This is a genomic window from Sphingomonas sp. SAFR-052, assembly GCF_051965015.1.
Lineage (GTDB): Bacteria > Pseudomonadota > Alphaproteobacteria > Sphingomonadales > Sphingomonadaceae > Sphingomonas.
The window spans coordinates 12,617-28,277 of record NZ_JBQCMO010000004.1; the positions used below are offsets into that span (position 1 = coordinate 12,617).

Below are 15,661 nucleotides of genomic sequence, written 5' to 3' on the forward strand. Positions count from 1 at the left end.
CTTCGCGACATCGTACGGAAAGACCGGCCCGCCGGACGGCAGGCCGGTGTTCCGATGCGCGATAGCCCGCGTCAGAACGTCGCGCGCAGCGTCGCGGTATAGGTCCGCCCGTCATAATCGGCACGACGCGGCAGGTTCTGCTGGTTCTCATACTCCACGCGGATCGCGTTGGTCAGGTTGTAGGCGTCGAGCGACAGGGTCAGCGCCGAACTGATGTTGTACGATGCCGACAGGTCGAGCTGACCGCGCGTCCGCACCTGTCGCGCCGCCCCGGTGAACGACCCTGCCGAAGCGAGGTCGTAATTGCTGCGAAGATTGTAGACGAGGCGCAGTCCGTAATCGGGCGTTTCGTAATAGCCGATCACGTTGACGTTGTGCTTCGACACGCCGGGCAGCGTCGCGTCGGCACCGGTCACCGTCTTGCCGCTGATGGTGGTGTAGGCATAGTTGAAGCCGCCACCGAGGTTGCGCAGCATGCCCGGCAGGAAGGCGAGCGACTGTTGCAGGTTGAATTCGACGCCGCGCACCGTGATCGGGTTGGTCTGGTTCACGAACCCCGATGCCGCGACGAGGAACGGTTGGGTGATGCCGCCCTGCGTATAGGTCTGGCTGCTTTCGCAGCGGTCGCCGTTCACCGTCAGCGTCCCCAGCCCCAATTCGGGCGAGTCCGTCGGGCATAGCTGCGCCGGATCGGTGATAGTCGCGATCAGGCCGGTGATCCGCTTCTGGAACCCGGCGAGCGAAATTAGGCTGTTGGGGCGGTTATACCATTCGGCCGACAGATCGAATGAGGTCGCGTCGTACGGTTTCAGGTCGGGGTTGCCGAGATTGACGGCATAGACCCCGTTGACCGGCGCGCTGACGATCGTGCTGGGCGAGAATTGCCGCGGCTGCGGGCGGACATAGGTGCGATAGGCCGCCGCACGTAGCACGAGTTTGTCGGTGATATCGGCAACCGCAATGAACGAGGGCAGCAGCTTGCCGTAATTCTGCTCGAACTGCTGGGTGCGGAAGTCGGACGGCGTACCGATGACGTTGGTCAGCGACACGCGGGCCAGAGCGTCGATCGTATTCTTGGTCCGCTCGTAGCGCAGACCGGCGTTGCCGCGTACGGTGATGCCGCCCAACTCGAACTCGTATTTCGCCTGACCATAGACGACCCAGAGATTGTTCTGATTGACGAAATTGTTCAGCTGATACGCATTGTCGGCATAGTTGATGTTGTAGCCGTTGGGCGACAAGGTGCCGTTGGGATACACGGCGACCGGCCGCAGCTTCGCCAGCGCGAGGTCGAGATCGATGATCTGCCAGTTGCTGGTCGGCGAACCGCCCTTGCCGCCGAAGAAATCGTCGGCGAACCCAGCCTGTTGCAGGAAATCAGGAGTGACGTTCGCGATGGGCAGGCCGAAGCCGAGGATGCGATACCCCTCCGACGTGAACCGGTTGCTTTCGAACCGCACGCCGCCCTGAATACCGGTCAGCGGCCCTTCGAACTGGCGCTCGAGATCGGCCTGCGTCGCGAGCAGCCGGTTGCGGGCATAACCAAGCGACCCTTGCAGTTTGAAGCGGTTCGTTCGCCGGGCCGGATCGGCACTGTCGAAATAGGCGGCGGGGAACGACGTTCCGCCCCAGACGCCGGTCGAGATGCCGCGGGTCGTGACCACCGGATCGGGTGCTAGGACCTGCGCGTAATTCTCGATCTTGCCGCTGCCGGTCCGGATCGATCCGTTGACCCCGTTGCCGGCGGCAGTCTGCAACGTGATGAAATCGAGGCCCGCTTCGATCGAACTGTTCGATGCGTTCGATACCGTGCCGATGACGTTGGCGCGCCAGTCGTCATTCTTCCATTCGGCATTGGCGTTCACGCCCCAGGTCTTCTGGTGCTGCGCGTAATCGCGGCTCGACGACACGATGTCGGCATTGCTGAAGCTGAAATCGTCGACGACGTAGCGACCGTCGTCGAGCGCGATCGGGTTGGCGTTGGGGCGCAGGATGCTGGCGTTGTTGTTCGACGTAATCAGCAGATATTGCCGCGTCTTCGGCAGATTACGGTCGGAGTAGAATCCGGTGACGCCGATCTTCGTTTCGGGATCGACGCGATATTCGGCGCCGGCGGCTCCGGTGAAGAGATTGCCTTCGTTCAACCGCGTATATTGGCGAAGCTGCGAATTGTAGAGCGCACCCCGGGTCGTCGTCGTGCCGGTACAGGACGGGCAGGCGGACGACGCGGCGTAATAGCTGCCCAGCGTAGAGATATTGGCCTGTGCCTGCGCCGGCGTGAAGGCGGTATAGCTGTTGAACAGGATCGAATCGCGGCGAAAATTTTCGCGCTTATAGGCCAGCACGCCGAACACCGCGAAGTCATCGTTCACATGATAGTTGTAGCCGAGCGTCGCCGCCGGGCTGCCACGGCTGCCCAGTTCGTTATGTTCGTAGGCGAGCTTGGCGAAGCCGCCGTCCTTGCGGCCGAGCGCCGGCGCGATCTGCAGGTCGACATTGCCCGACAGGCCGCCGCTCTGCGCATTGGCGAGGGGCGATTTGTCGACGACGATGCCGCTGAAGATGTCGGAATTGAACGCGCCGAGCGGCGCCGCATCGTTCAGGATCGGTTCGGCGAAGGCGACGCCGTTCAGCGTCAGCCGCGCATATTCGCCGGGCAGGCCGCGAAGGTTGATCGTCGCGTTGCGACCCTCCGCCTCGCGGTTGATCTGGACGCCGGGCACCCGCTGCAGCGCCTCCCCGACGTTGAGATCGGGAAAGCGTCCGAGACCGTCCGAGGAGATGCCGTCGGTGATCGCGACCTGATTACGTTTCGCGGCGATCGCGTTCGCGTAGCTCTGCCGGAAGCCGGTGACGACGATCTCGCCGCCCTCGGCCGTTGCCTGCTCGACTTCGGGAGCCTGTTCCGGCGTTACCTGCGACGGATTGGCCGGCGTCGGCACGGTCGGCGTCGGCACGACCGCATCGGTGTTGGTGGTCTGGGCCAGAGCAGGCGCGGACATCGCGGTCGCGCCCATCAACGCAACGGCCAACAACTTCTTGCGTGAACGATACACCATGACTGCGCATTCCCCCTTACCGTACCGATCGGGTGACTGGCGTTCTGCGATTGCCGAACCGGCTCGACGCGTCTTGCCGTGTCGGCGCTCGAGCCCCCTGCACCCGCCCCGTCGAAGGTTAGAACGAAATTTCCACAGACCGTCAATTAGGATCGTATAATTTCATCCGACGTGATTTTGGCGTTCGTTTGGTACGGCATTGGCTCCATCGTGACCGCCATTCCAATGTAACGATGCAGGCGCAGCTACTGCGTCCACATGGCATAGGGCGGACGATCGGAACGGGTAGCGGCGGTGGTGCGGTCGGCACTGTCGATCGCCGCCGGGCCGGGGCGGGAACCGGTCGTCGTGCTCGACCTGGCCGCCGGTCCGGCCGCGCCTGATTCGCGCTCGACAGTTTCGAGATGTTGCTGCCGGTCGCGTTGTTCAGGCGCCAGCGATAGGTGTCGAACCCTTCCTCACGCGTCTGGCGGCGGCTGTACGCGCCCGACAGCAGGATGCCGATATCGCCCCAGTTCAGCGAGATGAGCGCGGTAACGCGCGGTTGCACGTCTCGGGTTAGGCTGTTGGTGGCGAGCTGCCCGCCGATCGCAGCGCGAAAGCTCTTGTTGTCGAACGGGCGGGCGCTGAACAGCCCGACGGTACCCGCCAGTCCGCCTTCGGGCTGGTCGGCGCTGTACGACTTGCGCACATCGACCCGGCTGAACAGTTCGGCGGCGAACAGGTTGAAATCGAATGCGCGGTCGCGGGTGGTCTGGCCGCGGCTGTCCTGCGGCAAGTCGACGTTGCCGAGCACTTCCATGCCGTTCAGCTGCACCCGCGCAAAGCCGGGACTGTTTGCATCGGTCGCTTTTCGGATTCTTGTCTGTTCCTGTGAATTCAAACGGGGCAGCAAGGTTCGGCATACCCGAGCGGGTGGCCGTTCGGCATTCCGTCCGGTCGCCGATACCCGATCGTTCGGTTATGGTGTACGGGGCGCCACACCGGCGCGGTGCAGGACCGCGCCGGCGTTTCCGATCAAGCCACGGCCATATGGGGGTCGAATGTCACCACTGAATTGCGAGCTGCTCGACCTGCGGGCGCTGATCGCAGTGGCGGAGGGCAAGAGCTTCCTGCGCGCGGCAGAGCAACTCCATCTGTCGCAGCCCGCGCTCAGTCGCCGGGTACAGAAGCTGGAGGCGATGGTCGGTACGCCGCTGCTGGAGCGGACCACCCGGAGCGTGCGGCTGACGCCTGCGGGGCAGGAGATCGTTCCGCTGCTGCGCCGGCTGATCGAGGAGATCGACAGTTCGCTGATGGGCATGATGGCGCTGGGCGAACGGCGTGCCGGCCGGCTGACCGTCGCCAGCATCCCCAGCGCCACCGTGCGCTTCCTGCCCGATGTGCTGGAACAGTTCGGGCGCGAATATCGCAACGTCCGGGTGCGGGTGCTCGACCTGTCGGCGACCGAATGTGCCGAGGCGGTGCGGACCGGCGAGGCGGAGTTCGCCATCACCCTGCCGGTGCTGTCGGATGCCGATCTGCTGTTCGAGCCGTTGACCGACGACCCCTATGGCCTGGTCTGCCGACGCGACGATCCGCTGGCCGAGATGCCCGCACCGGGCTGGGCCGATCTTGCGGGCATGCGGCTGGTGACGGTGCATATGGGGAGCGGCAACCGCACCGCGCTGGATGCCGGGCTGGCGCGCGCCGGGATCGAGCTGCGCTGGTTCTACGAAGTGACGCGGCTGACCTCGGCGCTGGCGCTGGTGCAGGCGGGACTTGGGCCATCGGTGCTGCCACGCCTCGCCTGCGAGGGGCCGGACGCGCGCGATCTGGTGTGGCGGCCGCTCGCCGGGGCGGAGGTCGTGCGGACGATCGGCGTGCTGCGACGCGCATCGGCCACGCTGTCGCCGACCGCGACGCGGCTGATGGCGCTACTCGCGGCGGCGTGGGGGCGGTAGCGCCGGGCGGATGCCGCTCCACCGCGCGACCAGCAGCGATGCGGCGACATTGGCGGTGCCGCTGGTCAAGGCGCGGATTTCGGACAGGAACCGGTCGATCGCGATCAGCAGCGCCGCCGCCCCGACCGGCACGTCGGGCAAGAGCGACAGGGTGAGCAACAGCGCCGAAAAGCCGCTGCCCGTGACGCCCGCCGCCGCTTTCGACGTGACCAGCATCACGGCGAGATAGGTGAGAATGCGCTGGGGCGCGAGCGTGACGTCCACCGCTTCGGCAAGGAACAGCGTCGCGACGATCAGATAGACAGCGGTGCCGGCGAGGTTGAGCGAATAGCCGAGCGGTACGGTCAGCCCGACGATGCCGCGCGGACAGCCCATCGCCTCCAGCTTTTCGATCAGGCGCGGCAGCACGACCTCGGTCGAGGAAGTGCCGAGGACGATCAGGATTTCGTCGCGGAACAGGCGCCACAGCCCGCCGGGACCGATCCCAGTCGCCAGCCGTACCGCCAGCAGCAACCCCGCGACCAACAGGCCGCACGCCAGCGCCAGCGTCGCGACCAGCAGGCCGAGCGATCCGATGAACGCAATGCCGTAGGTGCCCACGGTATAGGCGATCGCCCCGAAGGCGCCGAGCGGTGCCGCCCGGATCAGGAAGCCGAAGATCGCGAACTGCAGCCGGGTCAGCGCCTCGATGCCGCGCACGATCGGGGCGCCCGCCTCGCCGATGCGCAGCAGGCCGAAGCCGACCAGCGCGGCGACGAACAGGACCGGCAGGACGTCGCCGGCGGTGAAGGCGGAGAACAGCGTTTCGGGGACGATATGGAGCAGGAAATCGCCCGGCCCGGCGATCGACGCTCCCCGGACCTGTTGCGCGACGAGGTCGAGCGTCGCGGCGTCGGGGGCGAGCGTCAGCCCGTTGCCGGGGCGGAGCGCCAATGCGACACCGAGCCCCAGTCCGAGGGCTGCGACGGTGATCGCCAGGAATATCAACAGGCTGCGCAAGACGGTTGCGCCGGTATCGCGCGCCGCGCCGTGGCGCACGATCCCTTCGACGATCGTGCAGAACAGGACCGGCGGCACCATCATCCGCATCGCCTTTACGAAGGCGATGCCGAGCGGGCCCAGCGCACGGCCGAGATCGGGCAGCCAGACGCCGATCAGCGTACCGGCAGCGATCCCCAGCAGCATCTGCACCCAAAGGTGACGAAGGTTACGCGTAACGACCGTCCTTCCGCAACTATTTATACGTCACACGCATAAAGCAGCCCGATCATTGCATTTGATCGAAAGGCCGCCGGTGCTGCTTAGTGTCGCATACGGCACGCCGGCTCAAGCCTTTGCCGCCACGGGAATCCGCCGAAGAGCGGGACGAACGAGAGGTGTTCATGCACGATCCATTATCCAGACCGATGGCCGTCCTGTCACGGCGCACCGCGCTGTTTCTGGGGCTCGCAGCGCTCATCGGCTTCCAGACCGGCGATGCCACCGCGCAGCGCCGCCCGCGCGAGCTTCACGTCATCACCTCGGGCGGGTTCACCGCCGCGTTCGAGGCGCTGGCCAAGCAATATGAACGCGATACCGGCGTCCATATCGTCACCAAACACGGGCCATCGATGGGCGACACGCCCCAGGCGATCCCCAACCGCCTCGCCCGCCACGAAGCCGCCGATGTCGTCATCCTGGCGCGCAGCGGGCTCGACAAGCTGGCCGAACAGAAGGTCGTGACCCCCGGCACGGTCATCGATCTGGGCCTGTCCAAGATCGCGGTTGCGGTGAAGGCGGGCGCGCCCACCCCGAACATCGCCACGCCCGACGCGCTGCGATCGACGCTGCTGACCGCAAAGTCGGTCGCGTGGTCGGACAGCGCATCGGGCGTGTACATCCAGTCGGCAATGCTCGACCGGCTGGGCATCGCCGATCAGGTCCGCCCGAAAGGCCGGATGATCCCCGCCACCCCGGTCGGCAAGATCGTCGCCGAGGGCCAAGCCGAAATCGGGTTCCAGCAGCTGAGCGAACTCAAGCCCGTCAAGGGCATCCGCATCGTCGGCCTGCTGCCCGACACGTTGCAGAAGGTCACGCCCTTCTCGGCCGGTGTCGTCGCCTATTCGCCGCGTCAGGCCGAAGCACGCGCGCTGATCGCCTATCTCGCCTCCCCCAAAGCCCACCGGCAGATCCGCGACAGCGGCCTCGAACCGGTCGTCGCAAAGGTGACACCATGACGCAGACCATCCCCTTCCCCGCCGACGCGGCAGCGCCGACGCCGCCGGTTTCGGCCGCCGCCAAGAAGTCGGCGTTCAAGTCGATCTTCATCGTCGCCAGCGGCAACTTCCTCGAAATGTTCGACTTCATGGTGTTCGGCTATTACGCCACCTACATCGCGAAGGCGTTCTTCCCGACCGGCAGCGAGTTCGCGTCGCTGATGCTGACGCTAATGACCTTCGGCGCGGGCTTCCTGATGCGGCCGGTCGGTGCGCTGGTGCTGGGTGCCTATATCGACCGGCACGGGCGGCGGCAGGGACTGCTGCTGACGCTGGGGCTGATGGCGCTCGGCACGCTCGCGATCGCGGTCACGCCGACCTACGAACAGATCGGCCTCGCCGCGCCGATCATCATCCTGGTCGGCCGGCTGGTGCAGGGCCTGTCGGCGGGTGTCGAGGTCGGTGGGGTGTCGGTCTATCTGAACGAGATCGCCCCGCCCAACCGCAAGGGCTTCTTCACGTCGTGGCAATCGGCCAGCCAGCAGGCGGCGGTGGTGTTCGCCGCACTCATCGGGCTGCTGGTGTCGACCAACCTGTCGCCCGACACGATGCAGGCATGGGGCTGGCGCATCCCGTTCATCATCGGTTGCGTGATGATCCCGTTCCTGTTCGTCATCCGTCGCCACATGGAAGAGACCGAAGCGTTCCTGAACCGCAAGGAACATCCGCAACTCGGCCACATCATCCGCACCATCGGCGGCAACTGGGGCGTCGTGCTGCAGGGGACGCTGATGGCGGTGATGACGACCGTCTTCTTCTACATGATCACCGCCTATACCCCGACCTTCGGCAGCAAGGTGCTGTCGCTGAGCCCCGGCGAGAGCCTGTTCGTCACCGCGTGCGTCGGCATCACCAACTTCGTGCTGCTGCCGGCGATGGGAGCGTTGTCGGACCGAGTCGGGCGTCGTCCGCTGCTCATCACCGCGACGGTGCTGGGTGCGGCGCTCGCCTATCCGCTGATGAGCTGGCTGGTCGCCTCACCCAGCTTCGGGCGGTTGCTCGCGGTCGAACTGCTGCTCGCGGCGATCTATGCGACCTATAATGGTGCCTTCATCGTCTATCTGACCGAAGTCATCCCGGCGCATGTCCGCACCGTCGGCTTCAGCCTCGCCTACAGCCTCGCCACCGCGATCTTCGGCGGGTTCACCCCGGCGATCAGCACCGCGTTGATCGGGGCGACCGGCGACAAGGCGATCCCCGGCGCATGGTGCGCCGCCGCCGCGATCCTGTCGCTGCTGGCACTGCTGATCGGCAGTGCCCGGGCGCGGCGCAAGGCGGGGTGATCGGGCGGACATGCCCCGGCGGATGCCGGGGTATGTCGGTACGGCAGTTTCACCACCGCGCGCCGATCCCCACCAACCGTTGCCATTCCGGCGAAGGCGAGACCTTTGCGAAAGTCCGCTTCGCCGTATCCCCGCGAAGGCGGGGATCCAGGGCCACATCCGCAAACCTCTGTTCTGCTTGGCTCTGGACCCCCGCCTTCGCGGGGGTACGGAAGATTTCCGGGATACGGTGAAGCGGACTTTCGCCCCCCTTCGCGGGAACGACGGTCCGCCGCGAGCGGCACGGCTGCCGCGCTTCCCCCATTCGGAGAAATCCCATGTTTCGTGCCAGCCTGTTGGCCACGAGCCTGTTGATCGCCGCACCCGCCGCGGCGCAGGATGCCGATGTCGCAACCCTGACCCGGCTGGTCCGCGAACAGGCCGCCCGCATCGAACGCCTCGAAGCGCGGCTGGCCGCGGTCGAGAACGCCGCCGCCCCTGCGGCCGATCCGACGCCAGCCCAAACCGCACAGACCGCGCAGACCGGTCCTACAGTCCGCACCCCCGCCCCGCTCGGCCAGTCGCTGCCGTCCGACGCGCATCCGCCGTCGCTGGAGGCGCGCATGGCGCGGGTCGAACGGGCGCAGCGCGAGAATGCGCATGTCGACTGGTCGAAGGGCACGCCCGAATTCGTCAGCGCCGATGGCGCGCTCAGTTTCCGCCCGCGCGGCCGCATTCTGATCGACATGGGCACGACCACCGGCAGCGACGTCGCCAGCCGCAACGTGACCGCGACGCAGGCACGGTCGCTGCGCCTTGGCATCGAGGGGACGTTCGGCAAGCATCTGTCCTATCTGCTCGAAGGCGATTTCGCCGATAACGAGGTGGCGATCAAATCGGCCTATCTCGCCTGGACCACCGGGTTTCTCGGGCAGCAGGCGGAGTTCGCGCTCGGCAACCGGCTGAACGATCGCGGGCTGGACGGGTCGAGCGGCACGATCGCGGTCCCGTTCCTCGAACGCAACGTCGTCGGGGCGGGCATCATTCCCGCGCGCGGCTTTTTCGGGCTGGGCGCCGCCGCGCGCATCTATGGCAAGGGCTGGCATGTCGGGGTGCAGGTGTCGGGCGACGACATCGCCAATCCCGGCACGGCGGGCGACGGGCTGACCATCGGCGCACGGGCGCACTGGAACCCGGTGCGCACCGACGACTGGCTGGTGCATCTGGGGCTGTGGGGCTTTCACGGGCGGCTGGCCGAGGATGTCCGTCGCCCGACGCGCAGCATCGCCGTCGGCGGCTTCTACAACGACAATCTGCGGATCGCACCGGGGACCTTTGCCGATCCGGTGTCGGGCGATGGCTATGGCGTCGAACTCGGCACCTTCCACCATTCGCTCTGGGCCTATGCCGAGGCGGGGTCGCGACGGCTGGAGAACCGCGCGGGCGACGTCACCAACCAGAATGCATGGGCGGTGCAGGGCGGATGGTTCCTGACCGGCGAGACCCCGCCCTATCTGACGCGCGGCGGGGTGTGGAGTCGGCCAAAGGTGCTGCGCCCGTTCACCGGCGGCGGCAGCGGCGCGGTGGAACTGGCCACGCGGTACGAGGAACTGGATTACAGCGACAATCCAACCGCCGGGCGCGGGACCGCGCTCACCTTCGGCATCAACTGGTACCTCAACAATTTCGTCCGGCTGCAACTCAACGCCATCGACTGGACGCTGGCCAATCCGGCGGCGGGCGGCATCGTCGACGACCATGGCCGCAGCCTGATCGGGCGGGCGCAAATCGCGTTCTGATGCGTTGGCGGGTGCAGTGCAGCAACGAATGGAACGGCATGGGGTGGCGACGGCGTAGATTGGCGACGACGACCGCGGATGCGGGCGACGGTTTGCCGCCGGCCAGCGGCGTGGTCGCCGACGCCGATGCCCCTGCGGCGACCGCGCGCGGCTACCGCGTCATCGCGCTGGTCGTCGCCTCCGCCCTGTTCATGCAGCAGCTCGACGGCACGGTCCTGACCGTCGCGCTGCCGACGATGGCGCGCGATCTGGGCGTGCCGGCCACCAATCTCAGCCTCGCGCTGACCAGCTATCTGCTGTCGCTGGCGCTGTTCATTCCGGCAAGCGGGACGCTGGCCGACCGGTTCGGGTCGCGGACGATCTTCTGCGGGGCGATCGGGGTGTTCCTGATCGGGTCGATCCTGTGCGCACAGGCGGCGTCGCTGCCGTTGCTGGTCGCTGCGCGGTTCGTACAGGGGATCGGGGGCGCGATGATGGTGCCGGTCGGTCGACTGGTGCTGCTGCGCAGCGTCGACCGGCGCGACATGGTGCAGGCGCTGTCATGGCTGGTGATGCCGGCCCTGGTCGGGCCGATCCTCGGGCCGCCGCTCGGCGGATTGATCGTAACGTGGCTCGACTGGCGCTGGATCTTCTACCTGAACATCCCGATCGGCATTGCCGGCATCGTCGGTGCGCTGACGCTGATCCCCGATGTGCGGGGCGACGGGCCGCAGCGATTCGATGCCGGCGGGTTCGTGCTGTCGGGGATCGCGCTCGGTTGCCTGTTGTTCGGGTTCGAACTTGCCAGCCGTCCGGGGACCGGCCGGGTCGCGCTGGCGCTGGTCGCGGTCGGGCTGATTGCCGGCATCGCCTATGTCCGCCATGCGCGGCGGACCACCGACCCGATCCTCGACCTGCGGCTGATGCGGGTGCCGACGTTCCGCCTGTCGGTGATCGGCGGGTCGCTGACCCGGATCACGCAAGGGGCGCAGCCGTTCCTGCTGCCGCTGATGTTCCAGATCGGGTTCGGCCTGTCCGCGGCGGCGACCGGCACGATCACCATGGCGACGGCGATCGGCGCGCTGGCGATGAAGGCGCTGGCGCCGCGCGTGCTGCGCCGGTTCGGCTTTCGTCGCAGCCTGATCGTATCGGGGCTGGTCAGCAGCCTCGGCTATGCGACCTGCGCCTTGTTCCGTCCCGACTGGCCGGTCTGGGCGATCGTCGGCGTGCTGGCGCTGTCGGGCTTCTTCACCTCGTTCCAGTTCACCGGCTATAACGCCATCGCCTATGCCGAGGTCGACGACGAGGAGATGAGCGCGGCGACCAGCTTCTATGCGACCTTCCAGCAGCTGATGCTGTCGCTCGGCATCTGTACCGCGGCGATGGTGCTCGAGGTCGGCATGCTGGTCGGCGGCGGGGGCGAGCCGAGGCTGGCGGCGTTCTCGGCGGCGTTCCTCGTCGTGTCGGGGATTTCGGGGGCGGCGTTCTTCTGGAACCGGCGGTTCGCGGCCGATGCGGGCGATGTGATGAGCGGTCATCGCGCCTGAACCGCGCCCTGGCGGGTCGATGCGCCGATCGGGCCTACAGTCCGGAGAAGGCAGCGGCGACAATTCGTTACTCGCTTAATTCATCGGTAACGGCTTCCCCATAACAGGACCGGCGTGTCGTCGCGAACGACATTTGGGGGATGGACGGTCCAATCCGTCACGTCATTTGGGGAAATATTTCCGGTGCATCTGTTTACTTCGGCGTTTACCGCCCTGCGTTGCGGGATCTCGACTGCTGCCTTGCTGACCGCGACCGCGTTTCCGGCCCATGCACAGGACGCGGTGCAGACGCCCGTCACCACCGAACCGACTTCGCAGCCCGATGCGGTAGCCGAAGCGGCACCCGCGCAGTCGGCTGCGACGCCGGCGACCGCCGCCGCTGACGGCCAGCCCGCGGTGATCGTGGTCACCGGCACGCTGTTCCGCGATTCGAACGCCAGCTCGATCTCGCCGGTGACCGTGCTGACGTCGGAAACGCTCGAGCGTGCGAACATCACGACCGTTCAGGACGCGATCCGTTCGGTCTCCGCCGACAGTGCCGGGTCGATCTCGACCGGCTTCCGCAACGGTTTCTCGGCCGGCGGTGCCGCGGTCTCGCTGCGCGGCCTGGGCGTCTCGTCGACGGTCGTGCTGATCGACGGGCTGCGCTCGGCGAACTTCCCGCTGAACGACGACGGGCACAACGCCTATGTCGACCTGAATTCGATCCCGTTCAGCACCATCGACCGGGTCGAGGTGCTGAAGGACGGCGCGTCGTCGACCTATGGCGCCGATGCGATCGGCGGCGTCGTCAACCTCATCAGCCGCCGGAACGTGCAGGGGGTCGAGGGATCGGTCCAGGGCGGCACGACCGAATATGGCGATGGCGGTCGCTACCGGGCGACGATGACCGCCGGCTATGGCGATTACAAGTCGCAGGGCTTCAACTTCTACGTGAACGGCGAATATACCTACGACGCCTTCATCACCAACCATGCGCGCGGTTACCCGTTCAACACGCTGGACCTGCGGCCGAGCGGCCTGCTCGACCGCAATCGCAACGACGACACGATCACCGCGCAGAATCCCGAGGCGGTCGTCACCCGCGTCCGGCAGAGCGATCTCAACAACCCGCTGTCCGGCCAGATCGGCACGCCGCTGACCAACCAGTATCAGCTGCTCAACCCCGGTTCCTGCCCCTATGGCACGTTCACGGTGAACACGGCGGCGGCGCGTGGCACCGGCTGCGCCCACAACCTGCCCGACGAATATTCGATCATCCAGCCGCGGCAGGAACGCTATTCGACCACCGCGCGCCTGAACGTGCGACTGAGCGACGCGTTCGAGGCATTCGCCAGCGCCAGCTATTCGCACTCCGAAGTGGATATCAAGGGCGCGCCGGCCGGCATCCGCCAGACCCAGCCCTTCGGCGGATCGGCGGCGCTCGCCTCCAGCAGCCCGGGCATCGTCCTGCCGGTCTATGTCTGTTCGACCGGCGTCAATTGCGCGACGGCGGCCGATCGCCGCTTGAACCCGAACAATCCCTATGCCGCCGCCTTTGCCAACGATCCGGGGCAAGGGGCTGCGCGCATCTTCTATTCGTTCGGTGATATTCCGGCGGGCAGCCACCGTTATGTCGACGTGTTCCGCACGACCGGGGGCATTTCCGGCGATCTGGGCAACGGGTTCAAATTCCGCCTGAACGGGGTCTATGCCCGCGATAATTTCAGCGTCACCCAGCGCGGCTTCGTCAACATCCAGGGCCTGTTGAGCGCGATCAACACCGGCGCCTATAATTTCGTCAATCCGCAGCTGAACAGCATGGCGGTGCGCGACCAGGTATCGCCGGAACGCACCACCCCGTCCTATTCGACGGTCGCAACGATCGGCGGATCGCTGCTGAAGACGGTGATGCCGCTTGGCGGGGGCGATCTGAACGTCGGCGGCGGGTTCCAGATACGCCGTGAAACGCTGATGAACCGCAACCAGAATGCCGACCTCGCCTATTACGGGCTGAACACATCGTCGGCACAGGGGCGGCAGACCGTGACCGCCGGCTTCTTCGAAATCGACGCGCCGTTCTTCCGCGAATTCGACCTCAACGTGTCGGGCCGCTACGACCGATATTCGCTCGGCTACAGCCGCTTCTCGCCCAAGGTCGGCATGAAGTTCATGCCGATCGACCAATTCTCGCTGCGGGCGACCTATTCGCAGGGTTTCCGCGCACCGACCTTCGCCGAAAACAACCCCGCCAGCAGCTATGCAGGATTCTCGTCCTTCACCCCGCCGCAAAGCTTCATCAACGCGCACCCCGGCAATCCCGCTTACTACGGCACGTACAATATCGGCAGCGGGGCGACCGGCGACGCCAACATCCTGCCCGAAGTGTCGCGCAGCTTCACGGTAGGCGCGATCTTCAAACCCGTCCGCTGGTTCAACGTGACGGTCGACTATTTCAACATCAAGAAGTCGGACCTGATCGTCACCGGGCCAAAGCGCGCCGAGGCTATCGCAGCCTATTACGGACAGACAAACGTGACCGCCGCCTGCGCCGCACTTGCGGCGGTGGGCAATGGCTATCGCTGCAACGTCATCGACGCGCCCGATCCCGACAACCCCAACGCGCTGCCGCGCCTGCTCGTGTTCGACGTGCCCTATGTCAACGCGAACTATCAGGTCAGCTCGGGAATCGACGTGCAGGCGAACGCCAATATTCCGCTTGGCGACCGGGTCCGGCTCATCAGCCGGCTCGACGTGACGCGGGTGTTGCAGCTCGATCTGGTGACGCCCGAGGGCGTGGTGCAGAAATATGCCGGTACGCTCGGCCCCTACCAGCTGTCGTCGGGTGGCGGCACGCCGGACATCCGTGGCAACTGGCAGAATTCGATCGAAATCGGTGCATTCTCGCTGACCGCGACCGCCTATTATGTCGGCCGGATCAAGCAGGTCGCCGCCGATCAGAAGAGCGATCTGTCGTGCAGCGGCACGCTGGCGCCGATCGCCTCGCCGGCCGATGCCGCGAAATTCTGCTACATCCGGAAATTCGTCTATGCCGACCTGAACGCGGCGATGCAGGTGAACGACCAGTTCCGCTTCTTCGTCAACGTCCAGAACGTGACCAACGCGCGAGCACCGCTCGCCGCGGGCGCCTATACCAGCAATCCCAACTATCTGAGCAGCTGGCACTATGCCGGTCTGGTCGGCCGGGCGTTCAGCGCGGGGGCGAATTTCAGCTTCTGATGCTTCAATGACGACGAGATCCGCATCGGGACGCTGTCCGGCAGCGTTCCGATGCGGATCGATTCAGAACGCTGCGCCGCGAGAAACGTCGGAAGTTCCGCCGTCACACCCAGGTCAGCGTTCTCATTCTTTCAGCAGCGCCTTCAGCCCCGGCGGTGTCGAGCCCTGCAGCGACAGGTTGCGCAACGGGTCCGACGCATCTGCGCGCGACGCCACCAGCACGATGTCAGCGGCAACGGCGCTGTGGAAGATGCCGCCGACGATACCAGTTCAGCCACCTCCCGGTTGAGCGGCATGTCGGGTCCGGCGTCCCCCGGACGACAGGCGATGACGGTCACGCCGCGTGCCCGCACCGCTTCGACCTTCTATCACAGCAGGTCGTGGATTTCGGGGAACGTATCGATCAGCACAATCTCCTTCGCCGAGTCCAGCATCGTGCGCGCCCGTTCGAAGATCTGCTGCACGCCCTGCACCGAACAGACGCGTTCGTACGCTTTGCGGAGCATAGACCCTCTAGCTTTACTAGCGCGTCGGCATGGCGGCCCTCGAACGAGTCCTCCCGCGCCTTCATCCGTTGCTGCGGCACGACCGGACTGTA

Annotated in this window: 10 protein-coding genes; 6 read left to right on the top strand and 4 right to left on the bottom strand. The window is 66.2% G+C overall.

Translation table 11 applies throughout. The annotated features are described in order from the left end of the window. Window positions 1–71 precede the first annotated feature (71 nt). Both ACTHQV_RS07930 and ACTHQV_RS07935 read right to left on the bottom strand, forming a co-directional pair. A complete protein-coding gene (locus ACTHQV_RS07930; RefSeq protein ID WP_440489428.1) occupies window positions 72–3,002 on the bottom strand; it encodes a TonB-dependent receptor in 2,931 nt (976 codons plus the stop codon). A gap of 199 nt (window positions 3,003–3,201) precedes the next feature. Then, on the bottom strand, window positions 3,202–3,861 hold the full coding sequence (locus ACTHQV_RS07935) for a hypothetical protein (protein ID WP_440489430.1): 660 nt from the start codon (window positions 3,859–3,861) through the stop codon (window positions 3,202–3,204). 241 nt (window positions 3,862–4,102) lie between these two features. Between ACTHQV_RS07935 and ACTHQV_RS07940 the strand changes: the two genes are divergently transcribed. Next, complete coding sequence (locus ACTHQV_RS07940) at window positions 4,103–5,002, top strand: LysR family transcriptional regulator (RefSeq protein ID WP_440489431.1); 900 nt, start codon at window positions 4,103–4,105, stop codon at window positions 5,000–5,002. On the opposite strand, the gene ACTHQV_RS07945 is transcribed toward ACTHQV_RS07940, so the two are convergent. Further along, complete coding sequence (locus tag ACTHQV_RS07945; RefSeq protein ID WP_440489936.1) at window positions 4,976–6,187, bottom strand: cation:dicarboxylate symporter family transporter; 1,212 nt, start codon at window positions 6,185–6,187, stop codon at window positions 4,976–4,978. The two genes, ACTHQV_RS07940 and ACTHQV_RS07945, sit on opposite strands and share 27 nt — an antisense overlap. Window positions 6,188–6,408: 221 nt before the next feature. Between ACTHQV_RS07945 and ACTHQV_RS07950 the strand changes: the two genes are divergently transcribed. The 5 genes from ACTHQV_RS07950 (at window position 6,409) to ACTHQV_RS07970 (ending at window position 15,063) form a co-directional block, all read left to right on the top strand. Beyond that, the gene (locus ACTHQV_RS07950; RefSeq protein ID WP_440489432.1) at window positions 6,409–7,218 is read left to right on the top strand and encodes a substrate-binding domain-containing protein; all 810 of its coding nucleotides are present in this window, start codon (window positions 6,409–6,411) and stop codon (window positions 7,216–7,218) included. Beyond that, window positions 7,215–8,540, top strand: a complete 1,326-nt coding sequence (locus ACTHQV_RS07955) for an MFS transporter (protein WP_440489434.1) — start codon at window positions 7,215–7,217, stop codon at window positions 8,538–8,540. The genes ACTHQV_RS07950 and ACTHQV_RS07955 overlap by 4 nt, the downstream gene beginning before the upstream one ends. Window positions 8,541–8,857: 317 nt before the next feature. Continuing rightward, window positions 8,858–10,318: an OprO/OprP family phosphate-selective porin gene (locus ACTHQV_RS07960; RefSeq protein ID WP_440489435.1), complete on the top strand. Its 1,461-nt coding sequence runs from the start codon at window positions 8,858–8,860 to the stop codon at window positions 10,316–10,318. 38 nt (window positions 10,319–10,356) lie between these two features. Then, complete coding sequence (locus ACTHQV_RS07965; protein ID WP_440489938.1) at window positions 10,357–11,844, top strand: MFS transporter; 1,488 nt, start codon at window positions 10,357–10,359, stop codon at window positions 11,842–11,844. A 240-nt stretch (window positions 11,845–12,084) separates the two neighbouring features. Continuing rightward, window positions 12,085–15,063: a TonB-dependent receptor domain-containing protein gene (locus tag ACTHQV_RS07970; protein WP_440489437.1), complete on the top strand. Its 2,979-nt coding sequence runs from the start codon at window positions 12,085–12,087 to the stop codon at window positions 15,061–15,063. 368 nt (window positions 15,064–15,431) lie between these two features. Here ACTHQV_RS07970 and ACTHQV_RS07975 read toward each other — a convergent pair whose 3' ends face one another. After that, window positions 15,432–15,569: a hypothetical protein gene (locus ACTHQV_RS07975; protein ID WP_440489439.1), complete on the bottom strand. Its 138-nt coding sequence runs from the start codon at window positions 15,567–15,569 to the stop codon at window positions 15,432–15,434. Window positions 15,570–15,661: the final 92 nt, after the last annotated feature.